This is a genomic window from Gemmatimonadaceae bacterium (assembly GCA_035606695.1).
Classification (GTDB): domain Bacteria; phylum Gemmatimonadota; class Gemmatimonadetes; order Gemmatimonadales; family Gemmatimonadaceae; genus JAQBQB01.
In genome coordinates this window covers 72924-94682 of the sequence record DATNEW010000033.1, presented here as the reverse complement: position 1 = coordinate 94682, position 21759 = coordinate 72924, and the positions used below count along the sequence as shown (strand labels likewise).

The 21759-nt window shown below is 63.9% G+C and carries 19 protein-coding genes; 10 read left to right on the top strand and 9 right to left on the bottom strand.

The window, feature by feature from the left end; genetic code table 11:
- Positions 1-38 precede the first annotated feature (38 nt).
- Entirely contained in the window at positions 39-860 is an 822-nt protein-coding gene (locus tag VN706_18010) for a DUF5694 domain-containing protein (GenBank protein ID HXT17542.1), read from the top strand.
- 25 nt (positions 861-885) lie between these two features.
- Here VN706_18010 and VN706_18005 read toward each other — a convergent pair whose 3' ends face one another.
- The 4 genes from VN706_18005 to VN706_17990 all read right to left on the bottom strand — a co-directional run bounded on the left by VN706_18005 (position 886) and on the right by VN706_17990 (position 2697).
- Positions 886-1323 (bottom strand): hypothetical protein, encoded by a 438-nt coding sequence (locus VN706_18005; GenBank protein HXT17541.1) that lies wholly within the window; start codon positions 1321-1323, stop codon positions 886-888.
- Positions 1324-1384: 61 nt separating this feature from the next.
- A complete protein-coding gene (locus tag VN706_18000; protein ID HXT17540.1) occupies positions 1385-1831 on the bottom strand; it encodes a hypothetical protein in 447 nt (148 codons plus the stop codon).
- Positions 1832-1879: 48 nt separating this feature from the next.
- Positions 1880-2326: a DoxX family protein gene (locus tag VN706_17995; protein ID HXT17539.1), complete on the bottom strand. Its 447-nt coding sequence runs from the start codon at positions 2324-2326 to the stop codon at positions 1880-1882.
- The gene (locus VN706_17990; GenBank protein ID HXT17538.1) at positions 2323-2697 is read right to left on the bottom strand and encodes a VOC family protein; all 375 of its coding nucleotides are present in this window, start codon (positions 2695-2697) and stop codon (positions 2323-2325) included. Before VN706_17990 ends, VN706_17995 begins: the two co-directional genes overlap by 4 nt.
- A gap of 183 nt (positions 2698-2880) precedes the next feature.
- On the opposite strand from VN706_17990, the gene VN706_17985 reads away from it, so the two are divergent.
- The 6 genes from VN706_17985 to VN706_17960 all read left to right on the top strand — a co-directional run bounded on the left by VN706_17985 (position 2881) and on the right by VN706_17960 (position 12389).
- The gene (locus VN706_17985; protein ID HXT17537.1) at positions 2881-5316 is read left to right on the top strand and encodes a TonB-dependent receptor; all 2436 of its coding nucleotides are present in this window, start codon (positions 2881-2883) and stop codon (positions 5314-5316) included.
- 6 nt (positions 5317-5322) lie between these two features.
- Positions 5323-6300, top strand: coding sequence for an RNA polymerase sigma-70 factor (locus VN706_17980; GenBank protein HXT17536.1), 978 nt, complete (start codon positions 5323-5325; stop codon positions 6298-6300).
- Positions 6297-7232, top strand: coding sequence for an SDR family NAD(P)-dependent oxidoreductase (locus VN706_17975; GenBank protein ID HXT17535.1), 936 nt, complete (start codon positions 6297-6299; stop codon positions 7230-7232). Before VN706_17980 ends, VN706_17975 begins: the two co-directional genes overlap by 4 nt.
- On the top strand, positions 7232-8137 hold the full coding sequence (locus VN706_17970; protein HXT17534.1) for an alpha/beta fold hydrolase: 906 nt from the start codon (positions 7232-7234) through the stop codon (positions 8135-8137). Before VN706_17975 ends, VN706_17970 begins: the two co-directional genes overlap by 1 nt.
- A gap of 50 nt (positions 8138-8187) precedes the next feature.
- Positions 8188-9693, top strand: coding sequence for a PLP-dependent aminotransferase family protein (locus tag VN706_17965; GenBank protein ID HXT17533.1), 1506 nt, complete (start codon positions 8188-8190; stop codon positions 9691-9693).
- Between the two features lie 95 nt (positions 9694-9788).
- Positions 9789-12389: a DUF5916 domain-containing protein gene (locus VN706_17960; GenBank protein ID HXT17532.1), complete on the top strand. Its 2601-nt coding sequence runs from the start codon at positions 9789-9791 to the stop codon at positions 12387-12389.
- A gap of 61 nt (positions 12390-12450) precedes the next feature.
- Here VN706_17960 and VN706_17955 read toward each other — a convergent pair whose 3' ends face one another.
- The 4 genes from VN706_17955 to VN706_17940 all read right to left on the bottom strand — a co-directional run bounded on the left by VN706_17955 (position 12451) and on the right by VN706_17940 (position 15562).
- Positions 12451-12987, bottom strand: a complete 537-nt coding sequence (locus VN706_17955; GenBank protein HXT17531.1) for a hypothetical protein — start codon at positions 12985-12987, stop codon at positions 12451-12453.
- 155 nt (positions 12988-13142) lie between these two features.
- The gene (locus tag VN706_17950; GenBank protein HXT17530.1) at positions 13143-14321 is read right to left on the bottom strand and encodes a beta-propeller fold lactonase family protein; all 1179 of its coding nucleotides are present in this window, start codon (positions 14319-14321) and stop codon (positions 13143-13145) included.
- Positions 14318-14908 (bottom strand): carboxymuconolactone decarboxylase family protein, encoded by a 591-nt coding sequence (locus tag VN706_17945; GenBank protein ID HXT17529.1) that lies wholly within the window; start codon positions 14906-14908, stop codon positions 14318-14320. Before VN706_17945 ends, VN706_17950 begins: the two co-directional genes overlap by 4 nt.
- A gap of 6 nt (positions 14909-14914) precedes the next feature.
- A complete protein-coding gene (locus tag VN706_17940; protein HXT17528.1) occupies positions 14915-15562 on the bottom strand; it encodes an LUD domain-containing protein in 648 nt (215 codons plus the stop codon).
- Positions 15563-15786: 224 nt separating this feature from the next.
- Between VN706_17940 and VN706_17935 the strand changes: the two genes are divergently transcribed.
- From VN706_17935 to VN706_17925, 3 genes are read left to right on the top strand one after another with little or no spacing between them, the layout of a single operon-like run.
- The gene (locus VN706_17935; GenBank protein ID HXT17527.1) at positions 15787-18261 is read left to right on the top strand and encodes an ABC transporter permease; all 2475 of its coding nucleotides are present in this window, start codon (positions 15787-15789) and stop codon (positions 18259-18261) included.
- Positions 18262-18288: 27 nt separating this feature from the next.
- Entirely contained in the window at positions 18289-18666 is a 378-nt protein-coding gene (locus VN706_17930) for a Rid family detoxifying hydrolase (protein ID HXT17526.1), read from the top strand.
- A 48-nt stretch (positions 18667-18714) separates the two neighbouring features.
- Positions 18715-19203 carry a DinB family protein gene (locus tag VN706_17925; protein ID HXT17525.1) on the top strand — a complete coding sequence of 163 codons (489 nt, stop codon included), beginning with the start codon at positions 18715-18717 and terminating at the stop codon, positions 19201-19203.
- Positions 19204-19247: 44 nt separating this feature from the next.
- Here the strand turns inward: VN706_17925 and VN706_17920 are convergent, their stop codons facing one another.
- Positions 19248-21743: an ABC transporter permease gene (locus VN706_17920; protein ID HXT17524.1), complete on the bottom strand. Its 2496-nt coding sequence runs from the start codon at positions 21741-21743 to the stop codon at positions 19248-19250.
- Between the last annotated feature and the right edge of the window lie 16 nt (positions 21744-21759).

The window sequence follows — 21759 nt, the reverse complement described above, 5'->3', positions numbered from 1 at the left end:
CGTCGCGTGTCTATGCACTGGCTTCTTCGGAGATTCAGATGCAGGCGGGCGTGGTCGCATTCGCACTCATCGCCGCGTCGGGCGCAACGTCCGCGCTCCGGGCGCAGTCCCAGCACCGGCCTGAGATTCTCATCGTCGGCAGCTTCCACATGGCGAACCGGAATCACGATTTGTACGACGTGCAAGCCGACGACGTCCGTTCGCCACAGCGGCAGCGCGAGATCGCCGAAGTCATCGAGGTGCTGAAACGGTTTCATCCGACCACGGTCGCGATCGAAGCCGACATCGAGGATGACCGCCGGATCGCGCGCGAGTATGCCGAGTACCTCGCCGGGCGATATCAGCTATCCGCAGACGAGACCAACCAGCTCGGGTACCGCACCGCCCGCGAGCTCGGCCTGAGGAGCGTCCATGCGGTGAATGCCTGGGCGGGCAACGACTTCCCGCTTCAACCCGTGAGCGATTATGCCAAGGCGCACGGCAAGGAGGCGCAATTGCAGCCGATCCTGGCGCAATGGAGCGCAGCCACCAAGGAGCTGGACGCCTACCTGAAGGCGCACACGGTATTGGAAACGCTGGCGCACGCCAATTCGGCCGCGTTCATCGCCGAGAACATGGACCCCTACTTCGCGCTGGCGCGGCTGGGCGAGCCGGGCGATTACGCCGGAGCGGATCTGTTAGGAAACTACTATCTGAGAAATATCAGGATCTACCGCAACATCGTCAGCCTGATCGGCTCCGAGGCGGATCGCATTCTCGTGATCTACGGATACGGACACGTCGGCTGGCTCCAGGAGATCGCACGGCAGGATCCGGCGATTCGATTGCGAACGCTGAGCGAGTTCACCCCGGCGGGGTGAGCGTGAACAACCGGCGCGATACCGCTTACACGTCCCGCCGCGCACCGCGAAGTCCCATCCACCACAGCGCGAGCGCGACCGCCGCGCCGGCGATCGCACCGGCGCCGGGGACGAGATCGATCGTGCCATTTGGCTGCAACAGCGCGGCGTAGGCGCGCAGCAGCACGGTGCCGGCGAGCGCGCCGATCGTTGCCAGTGTCCACCATCGCAGGAGATTCCAGTGCCGGAGCAGCACGGTCGCGGGCCAGAGGACGATGACCGTCGCCGCATACGCGAGCGGCGCTCCGAAAAGCATGAATACCCAGAGCAGCACCAGGAGCGACGCCGGAGTGGCCGGCGTCGGACCGGAGAGACGGCCGCCATTCGAGGCGGCGCGAGCAAGTACCGCAACGAATACCGCGAGCGGCGCCGCGAGCGGGGCTATCCCGAAGGCAGTGCGCAGGCGCTGCGGAGTTTCACGCATGGATTCGAGTCATATAATGACGACGAACCCCTTGCGTGACGAACAGGTTTCAAAGGACTCGTCACCCCGAACGCGAGACTGCGTCGCGTGCCGTGCGCGGTCCAGCGTCGTGCGCACGACCGACGATGAGCGCCGCCGTGGTCAACGTCAGAAAAACCACTTCCGGAATGATGAGCGGCAGATTGTCGGCCAGGCTGTTGTCGGCGACCGCACCCGCAAGGCGGACGAACAGCACCGTTCCGAACAACGCGATCACGAACCACAAACCGTACCTCACGCGCCTCGCCGAGGCTACACATGCCGCGACGACGATCGCGCAAGCGAGGGGGAAACCTCCGAACCCAACGCGAGCGATCGTGCGCCCCGCTCCCGTCGACAGGACGATCCCTCGTTCCGCCGACGCGCTCGTCGGATCGAACAGGTACTTCCTGGCGATGAGCACAAGGACCCCGGCGACGAGCACCAGGATGATCCGGCTAAACCACATCACGATGTCCTGCCGTTTCATTTCGAGCCGCCTGGCTGACTGTTTAGAGATATTTGAAATTCCGACATTTCACGGATGTACCGGAGCCTGTCGGCTCCAGTTGGCTTCGCGGTGCCGCAACCACACGCCGGTCCAGCCCACGGCCAGCAACACCGCCGGCTGCGCCGGCGATTGGCCGTGCTGGATGTGCGTGGCGATCGCTCCGCCGAGAAAGCCGGTGATCAACAGGAGTCCGAGTGCTCGCGTACGTGGGATGGCAAAGAGGATGGCGCTTCCGAGCTCGATGACGCCAAGAATCGAAATCCAGGCGTCATCGAATCCGAATGGACGCAACTGATTCACGAGGAATGGCGCATGCACGAGCTTCGCGGACGCCGCACCGATCAAGGCGACGACGACGATTCCCATGAGCACGTTGCCCGTGATTCGCCGCGGCCGATTGACCGATTGAGCGTTTTGCGGAGGCGCGATCGCGTCGATCGTTTGCTTGCGTGCGTGCGTCGCCGCGTGGGTCATTGCCGCTCTCCGCGTGAAAAAAGATTGATCAGATTGCCGTCGGGATCGCGAAACATCATGGCGCGATTGCCCCACGGCTGTGTCACCGGCTCGAGCACGACGTCGACGAGGAGCGGCGCGAGCCGCGCGCGCTCGGCATCGACATCATCGACTTCGAGATCGATGATCGCCGAACCGTTTCGCGCCGCGGTCGCGGCGTTTGCGCCGTAGAGATCAGCGGCCCGCTGGCTGCTGATCGCGATGCCCGCGTCCCCAAGGTGCAGCTCGACGTAGTCCTCGCTGCCCAGCGGCTCACGCAACGTGAGCCGGCGGTAGAACTCGGAAAGCCGAACGACATCTGTCGTGACGAGGCGTACCTGTGCGAGTCTCATGCGCCCTGGCCAGCGGGCCGTCGTGGTTCGACATCATGACCGCCGGCGCACGCGCCGTGTGACACGTGTGGTGTGAGACCCGCTATGTGACGCGCGCCGCGCCACCGGAAGCGAATGTCACACCCACTCCGTCATTCCGGTCATTATCGCAGCATTGTGCCATCGACACGCCGCGGACTTGGAATGCGTGCCGACCCGATCGATCACCCGCTCGAGGTCCTCATGCTCAAGAGCACACCCGTATGGGGCCGCCGCGCGTCACCGTTCCTCCTGTTGTCGCTCATCGCCGCCTCGCCGCTGTGCGTGCGCTGCGCGTTCGCTCAGGAGGTGGGCGCGTTGCGCGTCATGGTGGTCGACGCATCGACGCAGCGCCCGTTGAACAGCGCAGCGGTCGCCGTGCAACCGGGCGGCCGGGCGGCGACGAGCGATTCGCTGGGCGTCGCTCGGATCGGCGAGCTTCCGGAAGGCCTCTACGTGGTCGTCGTGCGACGTATCGGGTATGTGGCGGCGCGAGAGGTCAACGTTCGCGTCACGCGTGGGAAGGTCTCCATCCTGAGCGCGCAACTCGACCGGGCGGCGCAACAACTCGACGTCATCGGTGTCACGGCGGAGGCGTTCCCGAAAGACGCCGATCAGGACGTTTCGCGCTTCACGTATACGGCGGATGAGATCCGGCGAACCCCGGGCGCGGCCGGCGACCTGTTTCGCGCGATCGAGACGCTGCCCGGCGTCAGCAGCAGCGGCGGAGAATTTTCCGCGTTTTCCGTGCGGGGCGGCGGGCCGCGGGACAACCTCATTCTCATCGACGACATCCCGTTCGACAAGGTGACGCATCTCGAGGGCGGCATCGAGAGCGACGAAGCGCAAGGCGGCCGCTTCAGCATCTTCGCGCCCGACCTCGTACAGTCGGCTGATTTCCGGGCCGGCGGATTCGCGGCGCAGTACGGCGGCAAGGACGCGTCGGTGCTGTCGCTGCGGCTGCGGGACGGCAACACCGAGACACCGACGTTCGGCGGACGGTACGATCTCCTCGGCTGGGAGGCGGATTACGATGGACCGAGCCGGTTGTTCGCGAACACGAGCGTCCTCGCTTCGGCGCGGCATGAAAATCTCGAGCGTGCGCTCAAGCTGATCGGACGCGCGGACGCGGGGACGCCGAGCTTCACCGACGCGATCGTGAAGACCACGACCGACGTGGGCCGTCGCAATCACTTGACGGTGCTCGCGATCTTCGCGCCCGAGCAGGTGCTCCGGACGGTCGACAACATCCTGACCGAGTCCGACACGAACGACGCCGCTTTATACTACTGGAAAGAAACGAAGGCGGTCGTCGGCGCGTCGTTGCGAACATTGGTGGGCGGAGCGTCGATCGTTCAAACGACGGTTTACGCGCAGCGGTACACTCGAACGAGCCAGAACGGCACCGCGTATCCAGACTCGCCGATCGACGGCGGCCGATCCATCGCCGCGCGCCCCGACATCCTCAGCGCCGATGAATCCGAGACGCAGGTTGGCCTACGATCGGTCGTGCATCTCGTGCACGGCGCGCACTCGCTCATTTCGTCGCTGGAACTGGCAGGTCGTTCCGTCGGCGGTGGGCGCGCCGTTTCCGGATCCGATACGCTCTATTCGTTCGGCAAGAACGATCCACGCGCGTCGCCGAGCACTTACTACGTCGTCGTCACCCCGCAAACGTACAACGCGCGTGTGGCGCGACGCGTGACTGACGCCGCGTTTTCGTCGAGCTATCGGCGGGCACTTGGAGCTGACGGCGACGTAACCATCGGTGCGCGAGTGGAACGCGACGGCCTGAGCGGCCGGACGAACGTCTCGCCCCGTCTGAGCGCATCGAGCCCCGCCTGGAACGGAATCACGTTCACGGCGGCCGGCGGCCTCTATCTCGAACCGTTGCTGCTGCGCGACCTGATCGGCTCCGAGTCCAACGCGGCTCTCCCGCCGCAGCGCGCGACTCACGCCATCGCCGGCCTGTCGCGCCTCCTTCGGCCGGATGTGAAGCTGACGGTCGAAGGATACTATCGCGGATTGCGCGACCTTGCGGTGCGCCGCGACGAGACGTCGGGTATCGAAGAGGCGATCGGCACGGGATACGCGAGCGGCCTTGACGTGACGCTGGTCAAGCGGCTGGTCGACAAGTTCTTTGGACAGCTTGGCTACTCGTACAGCCAATCTCGCCGGAACGACCATCGCGGCGACGGCTGGTATGACGCGGACGGGAACCAACCGCACGCGATCAACGTTCTGGGTGGGTATACGCTCGACTCGCATTGGTCGTTTTCGGGCAAGTTCAAGTTCGCCGAGGGGAAACCGACCGACGTGTACGTCGTGCACGACGCGATCTTCGGGCCGAGTGGACCAATGCGGTTCTCGCAGGAGATCGTCGGGCACAATGCCGCGCGATTTCCAGACCTCCATACACTCAACGTACGCGCCGACTATCAGCGCCAGGCGCGCGCCTTGGGCATCGACGCATTTCTGGATGTACTGAACGCGTACGATCGCTTGAACGTCAACAACGCGCGCTTTGTCGAGCGCACGGGACGGCTCGTGTATGATGGAGTTCGTATCGTTCCGACATTCGGACTCAAGCTTCTCTATTGACTGGCCATGGCCGATTCGATTTCTGAATTACCGCCTGCACCGCTCTCGGTCTTCGAGGAACACCGCGCGCGGCTGTTCGCGATTGCCTACCGCATGCTGGGCAGCGTCGAAGACGCGGAAGACATGGTTCAGGAGACGTTTCTGCGGTGGCAGACCGCCACGCGCGACGAGATCCGCACTCCGGCCGCATGGCTATCGACCGTCGTGACTCGGCTGGCGTTGAATCAGCTTCAGTCCAGCCGAACGCGACGAGAGCAGTATGTGGGTCCATGGCTACCCGAACCGCTTCCGACGGATCACGTCGGGGCGGACGAACGCCTGGAGCTTGCCGACTCGCTCTCTCTCGCGTTTCTCACGGTGATGGAGCGGTTGAATCCGCGCGAGCGTGCCGTCTTCGTCCTGCGCGACGTCTTCGACTACGAATACGACGAGATCGGGCAGGTACTGCGGCTCACGGCAACGAATTGCCGGCAATTGTTTCACCGTGCCAAGGTGCGATTGGGCCAGAACGTGCGCCGCTATCGGCCGGACCGAGCACTCCACGCTCGACTGCTCGCGGAATTCGCGCACGCGGTGCGTCTCGGAGACATCGACAGTGTCGTGAACCTGCTGGCCGAGGACGCGATGCTGTACGTGGACAGCGGCGGCGTCATTCGCGCCGCGGCGCGGCGCCCGCTGCGCGGCGCGTTGGCGATCGCGAAGTTCCTCTCCGGTGTAACACGCAAGGTCGGTCCGGCGGACCTGCGGACGATGGTCCTGGACGTCAACGGGGAACCGGCGCTGGTGACCGCGGTCGGCAACTCGCCGCAACAGGTGTTGACGATCGTCGTGAGCGACGGACGCATTCGCGGCATCAGCATCGTCGCGAATCCGGAGAAGCTGCGCCGGGTCGAGCTCCGCTTGCACACACTCGATGCCGCGGCAGCCGCAATGGAGTCAGCTGCCTCTCAATGGAAATGGAACACGACGAACGGTGTCGCATGATCACGGCGTCCGGTTCCAACCGCTACGCTAGAATCGCGGTCGTTACGGGCGGAACGAACGGCATCGGCCGGGAGCTCGCGCGGCGACTCGTTCGCGAAGGTTACGCGACGATGGTGGTGGGACGAAACGAGGAGCGCGGTCATGCGCTCGAGGGTGAGCTCAGGACTATCGAGCCAGAGTCACGGTTCGTGCCCGGAGATCTGTCATCCGTCGATGGTATTAGAAATCTGGCATTGGTGATCTCGAAATACACCGCTCGCATCGATCTGATCGTGCACAACGCGGGCATTGTCGACCGCCGGCGGAAGCTGTCGCCCGACGGAATCGACCAGCACTTCGCGATCAACTACTTCTCGAGATTCGTGCTTCAGCAGTATTTGTCTCCACTCTTGAGCAGTCACACCGACCGTTCCAGGTCCGTCGTGTTGCTGATAAACGGTGCGGCGCATGGCGAGCCGATTCGCTACCAGGACATTCTCGCGGGGCGAACGTTCGGCGTTCTTCGCGCAGTTCGCCAATTCTGCCGCGCGAACGATCTGTTCGCCTTACGCTTATACCACGAGCAGCTGAACGGTGACAGCGCCGCGCCGCGGGTCGCGTGTCTCAAGTTTGGCGTGGTGAAGACGGAGATTCGCCAGAATTTCCCCTGGTGGATGAAGCTGGCGGTGCCGGTTCTCGATCCGTGGCTGGCGCAGACGCCTGTCGAGGCAGCCGATGCCGCCATGGACGTTCTGCGCCGCGTGTCCGTACAGGCGTCCGCGCCACCTTTGTTCACGAGAATTCGAAGACTGCGCCCATACCAGCCGAAAGCCGATGCGGCCGTTCCCGCGGCGTGGGACGAGCTCTGGCGTTTCTCCGGCCGCCTCTTGGACAAACTGCGCTCGGCACCGTCACGCGAACTTGCAGGATCGTTACCCGTGGGCGCCGATTGATGGCAATACAACAACGAGCAGCGAAATCTTCACGCGCGCTGACGCAGCCATCGATCGATGATCGCAGCTGGCCGTATCAGGCACGCGCGATCGACGTTGATGGCGCACCGGTCGCCTACTACGACGTTGGCAGCGGCCCCACACTGTTGCTGGTGCACACCGGGCTGTGGTCGTTCATCTGGCGCGATGTCATTCAACATCTCTCGAATCATTTCCGGTGCATATCCGTCGATTCGCCGGGCACCGGTCACAGCGGAATCGGAAGCTGGCCGCTCAGCCTCGAGAGTGCAGCGAACGCCGTCGACAGCGTGATCCGTGCCCTCGACCTGAGAGAGCTCACGCTCGTCGTTCACGATCTCGGCGGCCTTAGCGGCGTCGTCGGTGCCGGTCGATCGCGGGCCGCGCTTCATGGCGTGGTAGCAATCAACACGTTTGCCTGGCAGCCGAACGGCCGTTTCCTCCGGCTCATGCTTCGGATCGCGGGCAGCGCGGCGGCGCGGGAGCTCGACGTGCTCACGCACGTGGTGCCGCGAATCACCGCGAGCCGGTTCGGAATTGGCCGGCATCTGAACCCCTCGAGCCGTCGGGCGTTCCGTCAATCGATGCAGGCGCCGCAGATCCGTGCGTTCCATCAGTACCTGGCCGACGCTCTACGCTGCGAGCCGCTCCACCACGAAGCAGAACGAGTCGTGAGCACGATCGTGCAACGCGGCCCGCTACTCACGATTTTCGGAGGCCGAAATGATCCGTTCGGCTTTCAGGCGGAGTGGAAGCGTCGCGTACCACATGCGTCCGAGCTCGTGCTGGCGGGCGGCAATCATTTTCCGATGTGCGACGACCCGAGTCTCGTTGCCGGCGCCATCCGCGAGTGGCATCACGCGAACAACGGCCGGGGCACACCGTAATAATCGGCAAAGTCTGGCGGAGGGGAGGAACGCGACATTAGCATTGTGGCATGAAGCACCGCGTCGATATGCCGATCCCGTTGTTCGCGGATGCGGACGGTGATGACACCATTCCGCTCTATCGGCGCGCCTATGCGCGCCTGCGCGACATGATTGTGCGAGGCGTGCTACGGCCGGGCCAGCGCCTTCCGTCGTCCAGAACGTTCGCGACCGATCTGGGCGTCGCACGCAACACGATCGAAGCGGCGTTCGCGCAGCTCGAAGCCGAGGGTTTCATCACCCGCAAGGTTGGATCGGGCAGTTACGTCAGCGCGCTCACGCATTCGTTGATGGCGCCGCGCTCCACTCCGCGCTCCACTCCGCGCTCCAGTCCGCGCTCCGCGGCGAGAACGCTTCGCGGCACCGCCGAACACCCGGCGTTGTCGAAACGCGGCCAATTGATGGCCATAGCGGGGCCGAGCGCCGCCGCCGACGTCGACGCCACGTTCGGCGTCTGTCGCCCGGGCATCGATGTCTTTCCATATGAGATATGGAACAGGCTCATGGGCCGGCGCTCGCGCCGTCTGGACCGCCGCCTGCTCGATGAGGTGCCGCCGGGCGGGCTCGCGGGCCTGCGCGACGCGATTGCGACGTACGTGACCGCGGCGCGCGGCGTCCAATGCGAATCGTCGCAGGTCATCGTCGTGTCGAGCACCCAGCAGGCATTGGATCTGGTCGCGCGCCTGCTCCTCGATCCGCGAGACGAGGTGTGGCTCGAGGAACCGTGCTACGCCGGTGCGACGGCCGCGTTTCGCAACGCCGGCGCTCGAATCATTCCGACCCGCGTGGACGCACATGGGCTCGATGTCGATGCCGGCATTCGAGCCGCTCCGCACGCACGCATGGCGTACGTGACACCTTCGCATCAATTCCCGCTCGGCGTCACCATGACGGCGGAGAGGCGTCTCGCGTTGCTCGCGTGGGCCGAGAAAGCGTCGGCCTGGATCGTGGAGGACGACTACGACAGCGAGTTCAGATACAGCGGGCGCCCTATCGCCGCGCTGCAGGGACTCGACCGGGCCGGGCGAACGCTCTACGTCGGCACGTTCAACAAAGCCATGTTTCCTTCACTGCGGCTGGCCTATCTCGTGGTGCCCGCGAGCTTGACCGCGGCGGCCGCCAATGCACGTCAGTGGCTGGACGGTCACACGCCGGCCATGACCCAGGCCGTGATGGCAGACTTCATCAATGGCGGACATTTCGGGCAACATCTTCGCACCATGCGCGAGACGTACCGCACACGAAGAGATGCGCTGCGCGAGGCGGTCGACCGATACGCCGCAGGCCGCATCACGCTGGGCGCGAGCGAAGCCGGAATGCACATGGTCGGGTGGCTGCCTCCGGGGACCGACATGTCACGCCTGCGAGAGCGCGCGGCACGGAAGCATCTCTACCTGCGCGACGTTGCCGCGTACTACGCACGGCGCGCGCCGGGCCCGGGGCTGGTCCTCAACTTCGCGAGCTCCCCTCCAAGCAGGATCGCCCAGGGTGTGCGGGCGTTGGCCGACCTTCTCTGAAGACCGGGAGCCGCGAGTCAGCACGATGAAGTGGCTCCATCGCCGCGCCATGAATGGCGCTGTTCGAGGGCCGAGCGAGTCGCGAGTTTGTCGGCATGACTCGGCTTCGTATTTCGGCGCTCGCGGCGCTCGCGGCGCTCGCGCCAGTCCTGGCGTGTGTCGCACCGGGCTCTCTTGCCGCACAAACTCAGAGTGGCGCATCGCGCGCTGAGCCGAGCGAGACGTCGAGCGTTGCGGCAACCATCTCGGCGGTTCGGACCAGTACGCCACCCATTATCGATGGAAGGGACGACGACGCGATCTGGCGTCGGGCGCCGACGATATCCGGCTTCACGCAATGGATGCCGACCGAAGGGCAGCGACCGCGTTTCAGGACGGAGGCCAAGGTCGCGTACGATGCCGCCAACCTGTACGTCTTCGTTCGCGCGTTCGATGCACGACCGGACAGCATCATCAGAATTCTCGAACGACGCGACACGTTCACGCCGTCCGACATGATCTGGCTGTTCGTCGATTCATACCATGACCGGCGGAGCGGTTACGAGTTCGCGGTCAACGCCGCGGGCACGAAGATCGATCAGGCGGTGTACGACGGCGGCGTGGAGGATCCCGCGTGGGACGCGGTGTGGGACGTGGCCACCGCGATCGACTCCCTGGGATGGACCGCGGAGTTTCGCATTCCGTTGTCGCAGCTCCGCTTCGAACACACGGACCAACGCGCGTTCGGCTTCGCCATCGACCGGCAGATCTACCGTTACAATGAGCGCGTGCGCTGGCCGTCGTACAGCCTCTCGCAACCGGACCTCCTGTCGCAGCTCGGCACCCTCGCGGGGATCGATTCGGTCGACGCGCCGGGGATGTTCGAGCTCACGCCGTACGCGGTGTCGAAGCGCGCGTCCTCGATCGCGAACAATCATTTCACAAACCCGTCGACCGCTTCCATCGGCGGAGATCTCAGGTATCATCTCGCGTCGAACGTCATCCTCGACGCCACCGTGCATCCGGACTTCGGCCAGGTCGAGGCCGATCCCGCGGTGCTGAATCTCACGACGAACGAATCCTTCTTCGACGAACGCCGGCCCTTCTTCGTCGCCGGGCGCGGGATCTTTCGGTTCGACGTGAATTGCAGTCACGTCAGCTGCTTCAAGGAAGGCCTGTATTACAGCCGGCGGATTGGCCGCGCGCCACAGCTCGCGGGCGCGTACGGAGACACCGTGCTCACCGCCCCCACCACCATACTCGGCGCCGCGAAGCTGACGGGCCGCACCGCCGGCAATCTGGCAGTCGGCGTGTTCGACGCCGTGACCGACCGAGCGGCGAGCTCGGGGGACACGACCTTCGAACCGCGGACGAACTTCTCGGTGGTGCGACTCACGCAGGATCTCCGCGGCGGCAACACTTCCCTCGGCGGCATCGTCACCGCGGTGAATCGCGCGACCGACCGGTGGTCAGCGCCATTCCTGACGTCGGACGCGTACACCGGCGGTCTCGACTTTCGCCATCGTTTTGCCGCGAACGCGTACGAGGTGAGCGGTTCCCTGGACGCCAGCCGCATTCACGGCAGCCGCGCGGCGATCGTGCGTGTTCAGACCGATCCCGTTCATTACTTCCAGCGCCCTGACGGGGCGCTGGCGGTGGACAGCACTCGTACCATGCTCGATGGCGACGCGGAGGAGCTCCGGTTCGCGAAGGTGGGCGGCCAGCGATTGCAATACGAAACGTTTTACCAGCGGCGATCGCCTGGATTCGAGATCAACGACGTGGGTTTTCTGCGGCGCGCCGACGAGCAGGCGTGGAACAACGTGGTGAGCGTCACCGACCATCACGAGCGCTCGGTCTATCGCGACCTCACGTGGACGACGAGCTGGTGGCAGCACTGGACCGCCGAAGGGCTGCCGACCGAGGCGAGCTTCAGCACCAATGCAACGGCCTTATTCCGAAACAACTGGAACGTTCGTGGCGGGTTTGGCCTTGGCGAGCTGGGTGCAACGTATGATGACCGATCCGCGCGCGGCGGACCCGCGCTGCGGCAGTCGTCGACCATCTGGCCGTTTGCGTCCGTCGCAACGGACGATCGCAGGTCGCTGGTGGCAGCGCTCAGCGCCGGGGCGAACAGCGCGTTCGGCGGCCATGCAGCGGACTGGTATGCCACGCCGGAGTTGGACTACAAGGCAGGCGGCCGGTTCAGTTCCGCTCTCTCGCTGAGCTGGAACCACAACATCAACGACGCGCAATGGTACGGGCTGTTCAACGACGCTGGCGGAGCCCACTACGCGTTCACGCATCTCGACCAAACGACGACGTCAGCAACGCTCCGCGCGAATTACACCATGACGCCCGCGATGTCACTTCAGGCATACCTTCAGCCTTTCATCTCGACGGGCGTCTACTCGAACGTTCGCCAGCTCTCGGCCACGCCGCGCGCGGGCGCGTACGATGACCGCTTCGCACCATTCGACAACGCGGCCGCCGTATCACATCCCGGCGGCTTCGACGTGAAGCAGCTGCAATCGAATCTCGTTTTTCGGTGGGAGTACAAACCGGCATCGACGTTGTTCGTGGTCTGGAACGAAGGACGAAGCGGATCGATCGATTCAAACGGCGGCCTTCGACTGGGCGACGATCTCCGGAATCTGTTCGCGCTTCACCCGGCGAACACGGTGCTGGTGAAAGTGTCGTATTGGCTTACCGATTGAGACGCCACCCGGGCGCAACGAGTGTCGGGCCAACTCATGGACCCGTCGGCGCCGACGACCGCTATCGCGCGCCCGAGGCGCGCAGCACCCGGCTGCAGGCATACATGCCCGCCACCGCGCATACGAGAACGAAGACCTCGAACGCCCCCGGGTTCTGAAGTGGATCGTTCTTGTCTTCTGGTCTGATCCCGTGCCGCGCCAGAACCTTGTCAGCGGAATCGAGCATCTGCCACGGCGTGAGCTTCCCCGGAGTTTCGACCGTGGCCGAGAGTCCGCGCCGCTTGACGACGAACGTGCCGACCGGTATCCAACCGCCGCTCATAGGCGTTACATAGCGGCGATGATCGTGACCGCTCGAATCACGAATGACCAGGTACTGCGTCGTTCTGTGCAAGGTCGGGCTGACGCCCTTGGCGATGACGGTTCCGCTGTACGCGACATAACGGTCGCGAAGTGATATGCCAAGGACAAGAAAGCTGTAGCCGAGCCCAATGGCGATGAGCCACGTCAGCAGTCGCACGAATCCCGGCACTGCCTCGCGCGACGGATTCGCATTTGAGCGGCGGTTGGCGGTGTCTTCGCCCGTGTGTGGCAACATGTCGATCAATTGACGAAGCGACCGGCAATGAGGAAACGATTCCGGTGATCGCCGCCAAGTAAGGCCGCTCGCACGTGGCGCGCGCCGAGGACTGCCCTCGGCGCGCGCCCATTAAAGACTTGTCAACGAGGTATACCTGTGCATCGCGTTCCCGCTCAGTAGGCAGCGAGGCCCTGGAACCCCGCCGCGGCGGCGAGGCCCGGCGTGTCAGCGAGAGTGGTAAGACGGCCGTCCGCCGCGATCGCGAACGAACCGATCGTTCCCGTCCCTGTCTGAAGGGCGTAGAGAAACTTCCCGTCGCGGGTCACGCTCATGTCGAGCGGTGTGGCGTCCGGAGTAGTCGTGATGCCGGTCCGGCCCGAGGGATCGAGCGCCGTGAGCGTTCCGTTCGAGGCGACGGCGTACCCGCTGATGGAGCCACTGCCGGCGTTCGCGACGAACGCAAAGCGATCGTTGTTGCTGAGCACGAGCCAGCATGACGCGGCCTGGTGCGTCGACAACGACGACGTGATGGACGTCAGCGAGCCATCTCGCGCGAGATCATAGGACGAGGCAGCACCGTTGGGCGCATCGCCAGCCGCCTCGGACACGATCACCTGCGCACGTTTCGTCACCGCGAAGCCGAACGGAACTCCGCCGCTCGAGGGACGACGCTCGACGAGAGAGAGGGCGCCACGCGCGTCGGCACGCAGCACATCGATTGCGTTCGCCGAACGCTGGGTCACAAAGAGAAAGTCTCCGTCGCGAGTCGCGGCGATCGTCGAAGGACCGTCGGACGCGTCGCCGAGTGAAACACGGGCCACAGGAGCTCCCACCGGGACGCCGGCGTCATCGAGCGCGAGCGTAGCAACCGAGTTATCCGCGTTGAGCACGAACACGTCGTGATTGCTGACCGCCAACGAAATCGGCCGAACGCCGCCTGACGAGGTCGTGCCGAGCAACTGGAGCGTCGCGTTCGGCGCGATCGAGAACGTCGAAACGGTATTGCTGCCGGCATTCACGACATACAGATGCTGACGGTCGTCGGCGAGCACGACTGAGTTCTGCGACTGAAGTGGGTCGACGTCACCGCCTACGCCGTTCCCGCCAGTCGGGAATTCTCCGGTCTTCGACAGTACGCCATCGCCGCGCCGGGTAAACGCGAACACGACGTTTCCGCCGACGGCGTTGCTGCTGGTGAACACGGCACCGACGCCGTCGGTGGACGCGTCGTCATGCCGATCGAATGACACCGGCGGCTGCGCGCTCCTTGGCTGCGTTGTTCCCTGATCGCTGCACGCCGAGATCGCGAGGGCCGCGATCATGGCCGCGCCTGACATTGTCCATTTCATCATGAGTGGCTCCTGATTCGTTCGAGGTTGCGTGTGTCCGCGGCCGCGGGCGCGGCCGGAACGTCCAGCGGGGTCTCCGCGAAGTGCACGAAGTAGTCGACCACCATGGTGAGCGCGACGCTGGCGAACGTGTCGTTCAGTTCTTCGGCACTCCAGCCGTTCGAGCGCGCTATGCGCCACGCGCCGTCGTCGACATGGCCGATGTTCCTGGCGGCTTGACGCGCGACTTCGAGCAGTGACGCGATCTTCGGATCGTCGTTGAAGGTGCCGGCGGCGATCTCGCTGACCTCTTCGGCCGACCATCCCGCGCGACGACAGAGCATCACATTGATCGCCTGCGCGTACCCCGCCCCGTCAGTTCGGCTCACCGATAGCATGATCGCCGTTCGCACTTTCGCGTCCAGCGTCCCGTACTGCTCGATGGCGCTCCGCATACCCATGTATCCCATGAGCGTCGCGGGTGAGGTCGACATTTGCGCGTGGAGGTTGAGCAGCGTTCCAGGCGAGAGAGAGCGTTCGCGCAAGTCGGCGAGGACGGGGCGCGCGACCGCCGGGGCGGTATCGAAGGTAGGAATTGGAAGGCGTGGCATGTGTCGTTAGAACCCGATGGCCTGTTTGGTGAGGATGATGGTCGTTCGTCCCGGGCGATAATCACGATTGATGATCAGGATTTTCCCGATGAAGCTCGGCACTCCGTAGGCGCGCTTCGTCCGCTCCGTTTCGAGCGGGAGCGCATAGCTCTCGATGCGCCGCATCGCGGCCGCGAGGTCGGCGACCACTTTCTGCGCGCCGATGACGAGAATGAGTCGACCGGCTCCGCCCGCATACGCCGGCAGTTGACTCCCGCTGGCCGAAACCGCGACGAGCGATCCATCGTGGGTCACCGCGCTGACGCTTCCGATGACGACGTCCGGGCTGGCCATGAGGCGGCGAATCGCCTCGCCCTCGGTTTGTCGATTCATCGAGTGCACGCGGGCTCCGATCGATACCGCGGCGTCCGAGTGGTCGATATCGTCGGCAATGCCGGACAGGCGAAGTGTTTCGCTCGCCGCGGTCAGCACGCTGCTGCCGCCCGGAACGAGCGAACGTATCCGCCGCCGGGCGTCCTCCGCGGTATCGACCACCTCGGCGGCAAAGCCGTTCGACTCGAGCGCCAGAGCCACCTGTTGCAACTGCTCCGCTGTGGCCGGAACAGCGAACGAATCCTCGACCGATACAGCACTGGCGTGTGTCTGCGCGGACATCAGGCTCTCGGAAAGTGATGCCTTCATGACCGAGCAGCGTGGCGTGGTGTGACAGGCTGTCGCGCCGACGCACAAGACTTGATTATCGATTGTGCTTTGTCAGCAATATCATAGTGCTAAACATGCATTTGACGCACTACGGTTCTGCACGTACCCATTCGTCCATTGGGAGGTGGCAATCGCCCGTTGCCATCACGCCGGTGCCGCATCGAACGGAGGACGGTATGGACGGTCTCCTGCAGGACGTGCGCTATGCGCTCCGGACGCTGAGGAAGAGCCCCGCGTTCGTGACGATCACCGTGTTGACGCTCGCGCTCGGGATCGGAGCGAATCTCGCGATCTTCACGGTCGTGAACGCCGTGCTGCTCGAGCCGCTGCCCTTCCGCGAGCCCGAACGCCTCGTGCGCGTGTTCGATGACGTAGGCCGTGCGGGAGCGAAGGACATTGGGATGTCGGTCCCCGAGCTCGACGATTTGCGCCGCTCCGGCGTATTCGAGCAGATCAGCGCGATTGTTCCCGTGAGCACGGCGTTGTCGGGCGGCGACCGAGTGGAGCGGATCGAGTTACTCGGGACGAGCCCGAACTACTTCGAGCTCCTCGGAGCGAGGCCGGCCCTCGGACAGACGTACACGCAGGCGGAGTGGGTGCCGGGTTTCCTGGACGGCGTCGTCATCAGCGACGGGCTCTGGAAGCGCCAATTCGGATCGGATCCACACATCATCGGGCGCCGCGTTCGCGTGGATGAAGACCCCTACACGATCATCGGTGTCATGCCTCCCGACTTTCGCCACCCGGGCAACACCGTCGGCGGCGACGTCGACATCTGGACAGGAACCGGCTTCTCGGGCGATCCATTCCCTTCGCCCCCGCAACGCGTCAGGCGCTTTCTACCCGGAACGTTGGGGCGGTTGAGACCGGGAATCACACTTGAGCAGGCGCAACAGCGACTCGATGCGCTGGCGACTTCGTTGCAACAGACCTTCCCCAATGATTATCCCAAGCAGTTGGGTTGGTCGCTTCGGCTCGAGCCTGCCGAAACCAGCCTGACGGGCAACGTGCGGCCGACGCTGGTGATCCTGCTCGCCGCCGTCAGCTTTGTGCTGCTGATCGCCTGCGTCAACGTCGCCAGCTTGCTGATCGCCAGGGGCTCGGCACACATGCGGGAGTTTGCAATTCGCCAGGCGCTGGGCGCCTCTCGCGGGCAGCTTGTTCGACAGGTTCTGACGGAAAGCGTGCTCATATCGCTCACCGGAGGCACCGCTGCCGTTGCCATGCTCCTCTTCGCGCAACGATCGCTTCTTGCGCTGATGCCCGCGGACGTCCCGCGACTCGCCGAGGTACACGCTGATTGGCGAATGGTGTTCCTCGCGCTCGTGCTCTCCCTCGCGACCGGCGTGCTGGTTGGATTGATGCCGGCGCTCCACGCATCGACGCTCGACCCAAATCGCGACTTGCGGGATGGCGGACGGACGGGCGGTGGGCAGAGCGTGCGCCAAAATCGATCGCGCGCCGCGTTGGTCGTGCTGGAAGTTGCTCTATCGGCGGTACTGCTGGTTGGCGCCGGATTGCTCGTCCGCAGCTTCTCCGCCGCGCTGAGCCAGGATCCTGGCCTCGATCCGGAGAGGCTCGTCACCGGTCAAATCTGGGTTCCCTTTCCGAACAATCCCAAGGCGAATCAATACTTCACGCAGGTGCAGCGCGCCGGGCTTGTCAGGGAACTAACGAACCGGATCGCCCTGCTCCCCGGCCTGGAGCAATCCGCGGTGGGCACGTCGAGCGATATCCCGCTCTTGAGCAATGTGAACAGTCCCCTCCCGTTTTCATTGCCCGACGAGATGTCGACGCAGGAAAATGATCACGCGGCGGAGTTTGGAGCGGTGAGCGCAGCGTATTTCGACGTGCTCGGGACGCCGCTCAAGAGAGGACGCGGCTTCACCGAGCACGACGCCGAATCCACCGCGAGGGTCGTGGTAGTCAGCGAAGCGTTCGTCCGAAGATTTTCACCACAACGAGAGGCGGTTGGTCAACGGCTGCGGTTCATCGCGAGGGGTCAAGCACAAGAAGCCCAAATCATCGGCGTGGTTGGGGATGTGCGAAACGACGGGCTGGATATCGCGCCGCCACCGCGCGTGTACCAGTCCATTCTTCAATATCCCAGCCAGGAGCTGGCCGTGTTTCTGCGCACGCGTTCTGATGTGGATGTGAAGGCGACGAAGGAAGCACTCACAGCGGCGGTACGCAGCATCGATCCGGAGCTTCCGGTGTTCGGCGTCATGAGCATGGCTGACCTGAAGTCGGCTTCGATGGCGCGGCGCCGGTTCTCACTCTTCCTGATGTCGGTCTTCGCCGTGTCGGCGCTCCTGCTCGCCGCGCTGGGAATTTATGGGGTGATGGCCTTCGTCGTCGGCCAGCGCGCGCAGGAGTTCGGCATTCGGATGGCCCTGGGTGCGATGCCTCGAAATATTCTCGGGCTCGCGTTCCGTCCCGGCCTCATTCTCACCGCCGCCGGTACCATTGTCGGTTTGGCCGCGTCGATCGGCGTGACGCGGCTGATGTCGAGCGTCTTGTTCGGCGTGTCGTCGAACGACCCAACGACGTTTGCCGTCGTGCCGGCCGTGCTCGGGATCGTGGCGCTGGCCGCGTGTTTCATTCCCGCGAGACGCGCCACGCGCGTTTCTCCGATACAGGCGCTCAAGTAGTCACACCCCTTCCCCAACACCCTGGATATGCCGCTACAACCCATTACGTCTGACCGTCTCGCGAAACCCGTCGGTCCATTTTCACCCGCCGTCCGCGACGGCGATCGCGTGTATACGAGCGGGCAAGTCGCACAAGATCCTGCCACGGGCAAGCTGATCGAGGGCGGCGTTGTCGCTCAAACAGAGCAGATCTTTCGCAACCTCGAAGCGATCATGAGCGCCGCGAACAAGTCGTTCGTCGATGTCGTGAAAGTGAACGTGTATCTCACCGACATACGGCACTTCGCCGAGATGAACGAGGTGTACGCCAAGCATTTTGTGGCTCCGTATCCGGCTCGCACGACAGTAGCGGTCGCGGCGCTGCCACTCGGCGCGATCGTCGAGATGGAAATGATCGCCGGCTAACGATCCAGGCTCATAGCAGCGAGGCTATTCTTGCAAACGGAAAAGTGGTTGCAGCACTCGTTTGAATTCACATTGCCGGCAAGCCGGTTTCCGAGCCTGCTCGAGCGGCTCCGCGGAACTCCCGCGCGCCTCGATGAGCGTACGCGCGGCGTGCCACGAGAGCGCCTGACGCGAGCGCATCCGGGTCGGTGGTCAGCGCAGGAGAACGTCGGGCATCTGTTCGATCTCGAAGCACTGTGGTTACGCCGGGCCGAGCAATACTTGGCTGGTGAGAGCGAGCTTGCGCCGGCCGATCTTACGAATCGGACCACGACCAATGCCAATCACAACGCGCGCAGCATCGAATATCTGCTGTCCGGCTTTCGTGCGGCGCGACTCCGGCTGGTGCGACTGCTAATGGATGCTGACGAGACGATCGTCACGCGTACCGCGCTGCATCCGCGCCTCAAGCGGGAGCTGCGGCTGATCGACCACGCGGAGTTTGTCGCGGAGCACGATGATCATCATCTCGCGGTCATCGGCGCGTTGATTCGATAAGTGATGAAGTCAGATGTAGCCGATCGCGCGAAAGGGCCGCGCGATCATGCCTCGCGCAAGGCAATCAACGGGTCCACTTTCGTCGCGCGCCGCGCCGGGAGGTAGCTGGCGAGAACGGCAACGGCAAACAAGAGGAGAGGCACGATCAGAAACACCGCCGGATCGTGGGGGCGGACCCCATAGAGCAAGCTGGCCAGCAGCGACGCAGACGATGCGGCAACGATCAATCCGATAACGACGCCCACGCCGGCGAGCACGATCCCTCGCTGTAAGAACATTCTCATCACGTGTTCCCGCCGGGCGCCCAGCGCCATGCGGATACCGATCTCGCGCGCCCGTTGCCCGACCATATACGACAACAAGCCGTAAATTCCGATCGAGGCCAGGAGCATCGCCAGTCCGGCAAATCCGCCCACCAGGTCGGCAGAAAAACGGTGTGACGCCAGTGACCGATCGAGGACGTCGTTCATGGAAGCGACACCAAAGACCGGCAAGGTCGCATCGATGCTCTGGATTTCGTGCCGAATCCGCGGTTCCAGAGCAGCCGCGGGGAGAGGCGTCCGCAATACCACGCTCAGTCGCTTGTTGGAGTCTTGATAGCTCGACACGTAGATGTGGGGAACGCCGTCGATGTCGAGGCCGTCACTCTTGATGTCCTTGACGATCCCCACGATGGTCGTCCATGGCTTCGTCGCGTCTCGCGTGAACCGCACTCGGCGGCCCAGGGGATCGGTGGTTGGCCAATACTTTCGCGCGGTGCTTTCGTCGATGATGGCCACCAGCGGCTTGCCGTCTTCATCGTCCTCGGTGAATACGCGGCCGCGCACGAGTGAGGCTTGTAACACCTTGAAATAATCGGGGCTTATTTGGAATCTCTCGGCGCGCACGTCCTGAAGGGACGCGTCCGGTCTATCTTCGATCGCAAAGCCTTCATTCGGCACACCACCGACCGCATTGGGGTTGGTATTGGTGCTCGGGAGAACGGAAGTGATCGCGGCGCGTTCCACTCCCGGAATTGCGTTCATGCGGCGCTGCAACTCACGCTCGAAGGTGGCTCGGCGAGGTACATCGCGATACGGGTCCGTTGCGCGGTCGTTCGGGTTTGGAAGCTCGAGGTTTGCCGTCACGAGGTGAGTCGGATTAAACCCCGGATTTTCTTGCAACAGGTCGCGCATCGTACGCAGCAGCAAGCCGGCTCCGACCATGAGTATGACGGCAAATGCCAACTCGGAGACGATGAGCACATCCCGCAATCGGCCGGTCTTCACGCTGTAGCCGGATCCTCGACCGCCTTCGCGAATGGCCGAGGCGAGCGCCCCTTTTGCCGAATGAAACGCGGGGGCAAGTCCAAACACCAAACCGGTGAGCACGGAAAGCAGGAGCGCGAACGCCAGCACTACCCAGTCGATTCGTACTTCGTTGAGGCGGGGAACGTTCGACGGCACGAAGCGCACGATGAAGCGCAACGTACCCGCCGCGGTTGCGATTCCCGCGACACCGCCGACGAGCGACAGCAGCATGGATTCGGTCACCATCTGTCGCACCAAACGGCCGCGACTCGCGCCCAACGATTGCCGCACCGCCATCTCTTGTTGTCGTCCCGAAGCGCGGGCCAACAGGAGATTCGCAATGTTCAACGAGACGATGAAAACGATCAGGATGACCGCCCCCAGCAACACCAATAGCATCGGCCGAACATTTCCCACCAACATTTCTTGCAATGACTGAATCTCGATTGTCCATTGCGTCGTCGGCAGGTAATCGCCGGGATAGGCCTGGCGCAATTCGGCGGCCATCGTCGTGAGCCGGGTCTGCGCTTGCGCCAGTGTCAGGCCAGGCTTCAGTCGTCCGATCGCATTGACAAAACGGCGGGCACTGCGCGCTGGCTTCGGAAAAGGCGGCCCGGTGAAGCCGCCGGCGGCAAACACCTCCGGTTCGCCGGAGATGGTCGGTCCAGGATGGCGAAATCCGCGCGGCAGAACTCCAATAATGATCTGGGGATCGTTGTCGACCCGGAGGATACGCCCGACGATGTTCGGATCGGCGCCGTAGGCGCGGCGCCAGAAGCCGTCGCTGATCACGACGTTATCAGACCAACCCGGCACAAAATCCTGCGGACGAAACAACCGTCCGACTTGCGGCGTCACACCGAGCAGGGAAAAGTAGCTGAAGCTCCCGTTGACGGCCTCGACACGTTCGGGGGGTCCGTCGCCGATCACATCCTCATTGCCCTCGAAGATCGGCGTGACATCGTCGAAGACGCCCGATCGCTTTTGCAGGTCCTCGAGCTCGGGCTCGGAAAACCTGACGTCGCGCAATCCGGCGCCGGGCTCATTAAAGAATACTCGTACCAAACGATCCGGATTGCGGTATGGCAGAGGACGCAGCAACACGGCATCCACGATGCTGAAAATGGCCGTGTTGGCTCCCACGCCCAGCGCCAGCGTCAGGACGGCCACGATGGTGAGTGTGGGCTTCTTGACCAGCATGCGCGCACCATAGCGAACATCTTGGCCGAGCTCCGAGACGAACCGTGTCATCCGCATCTCCCGCATG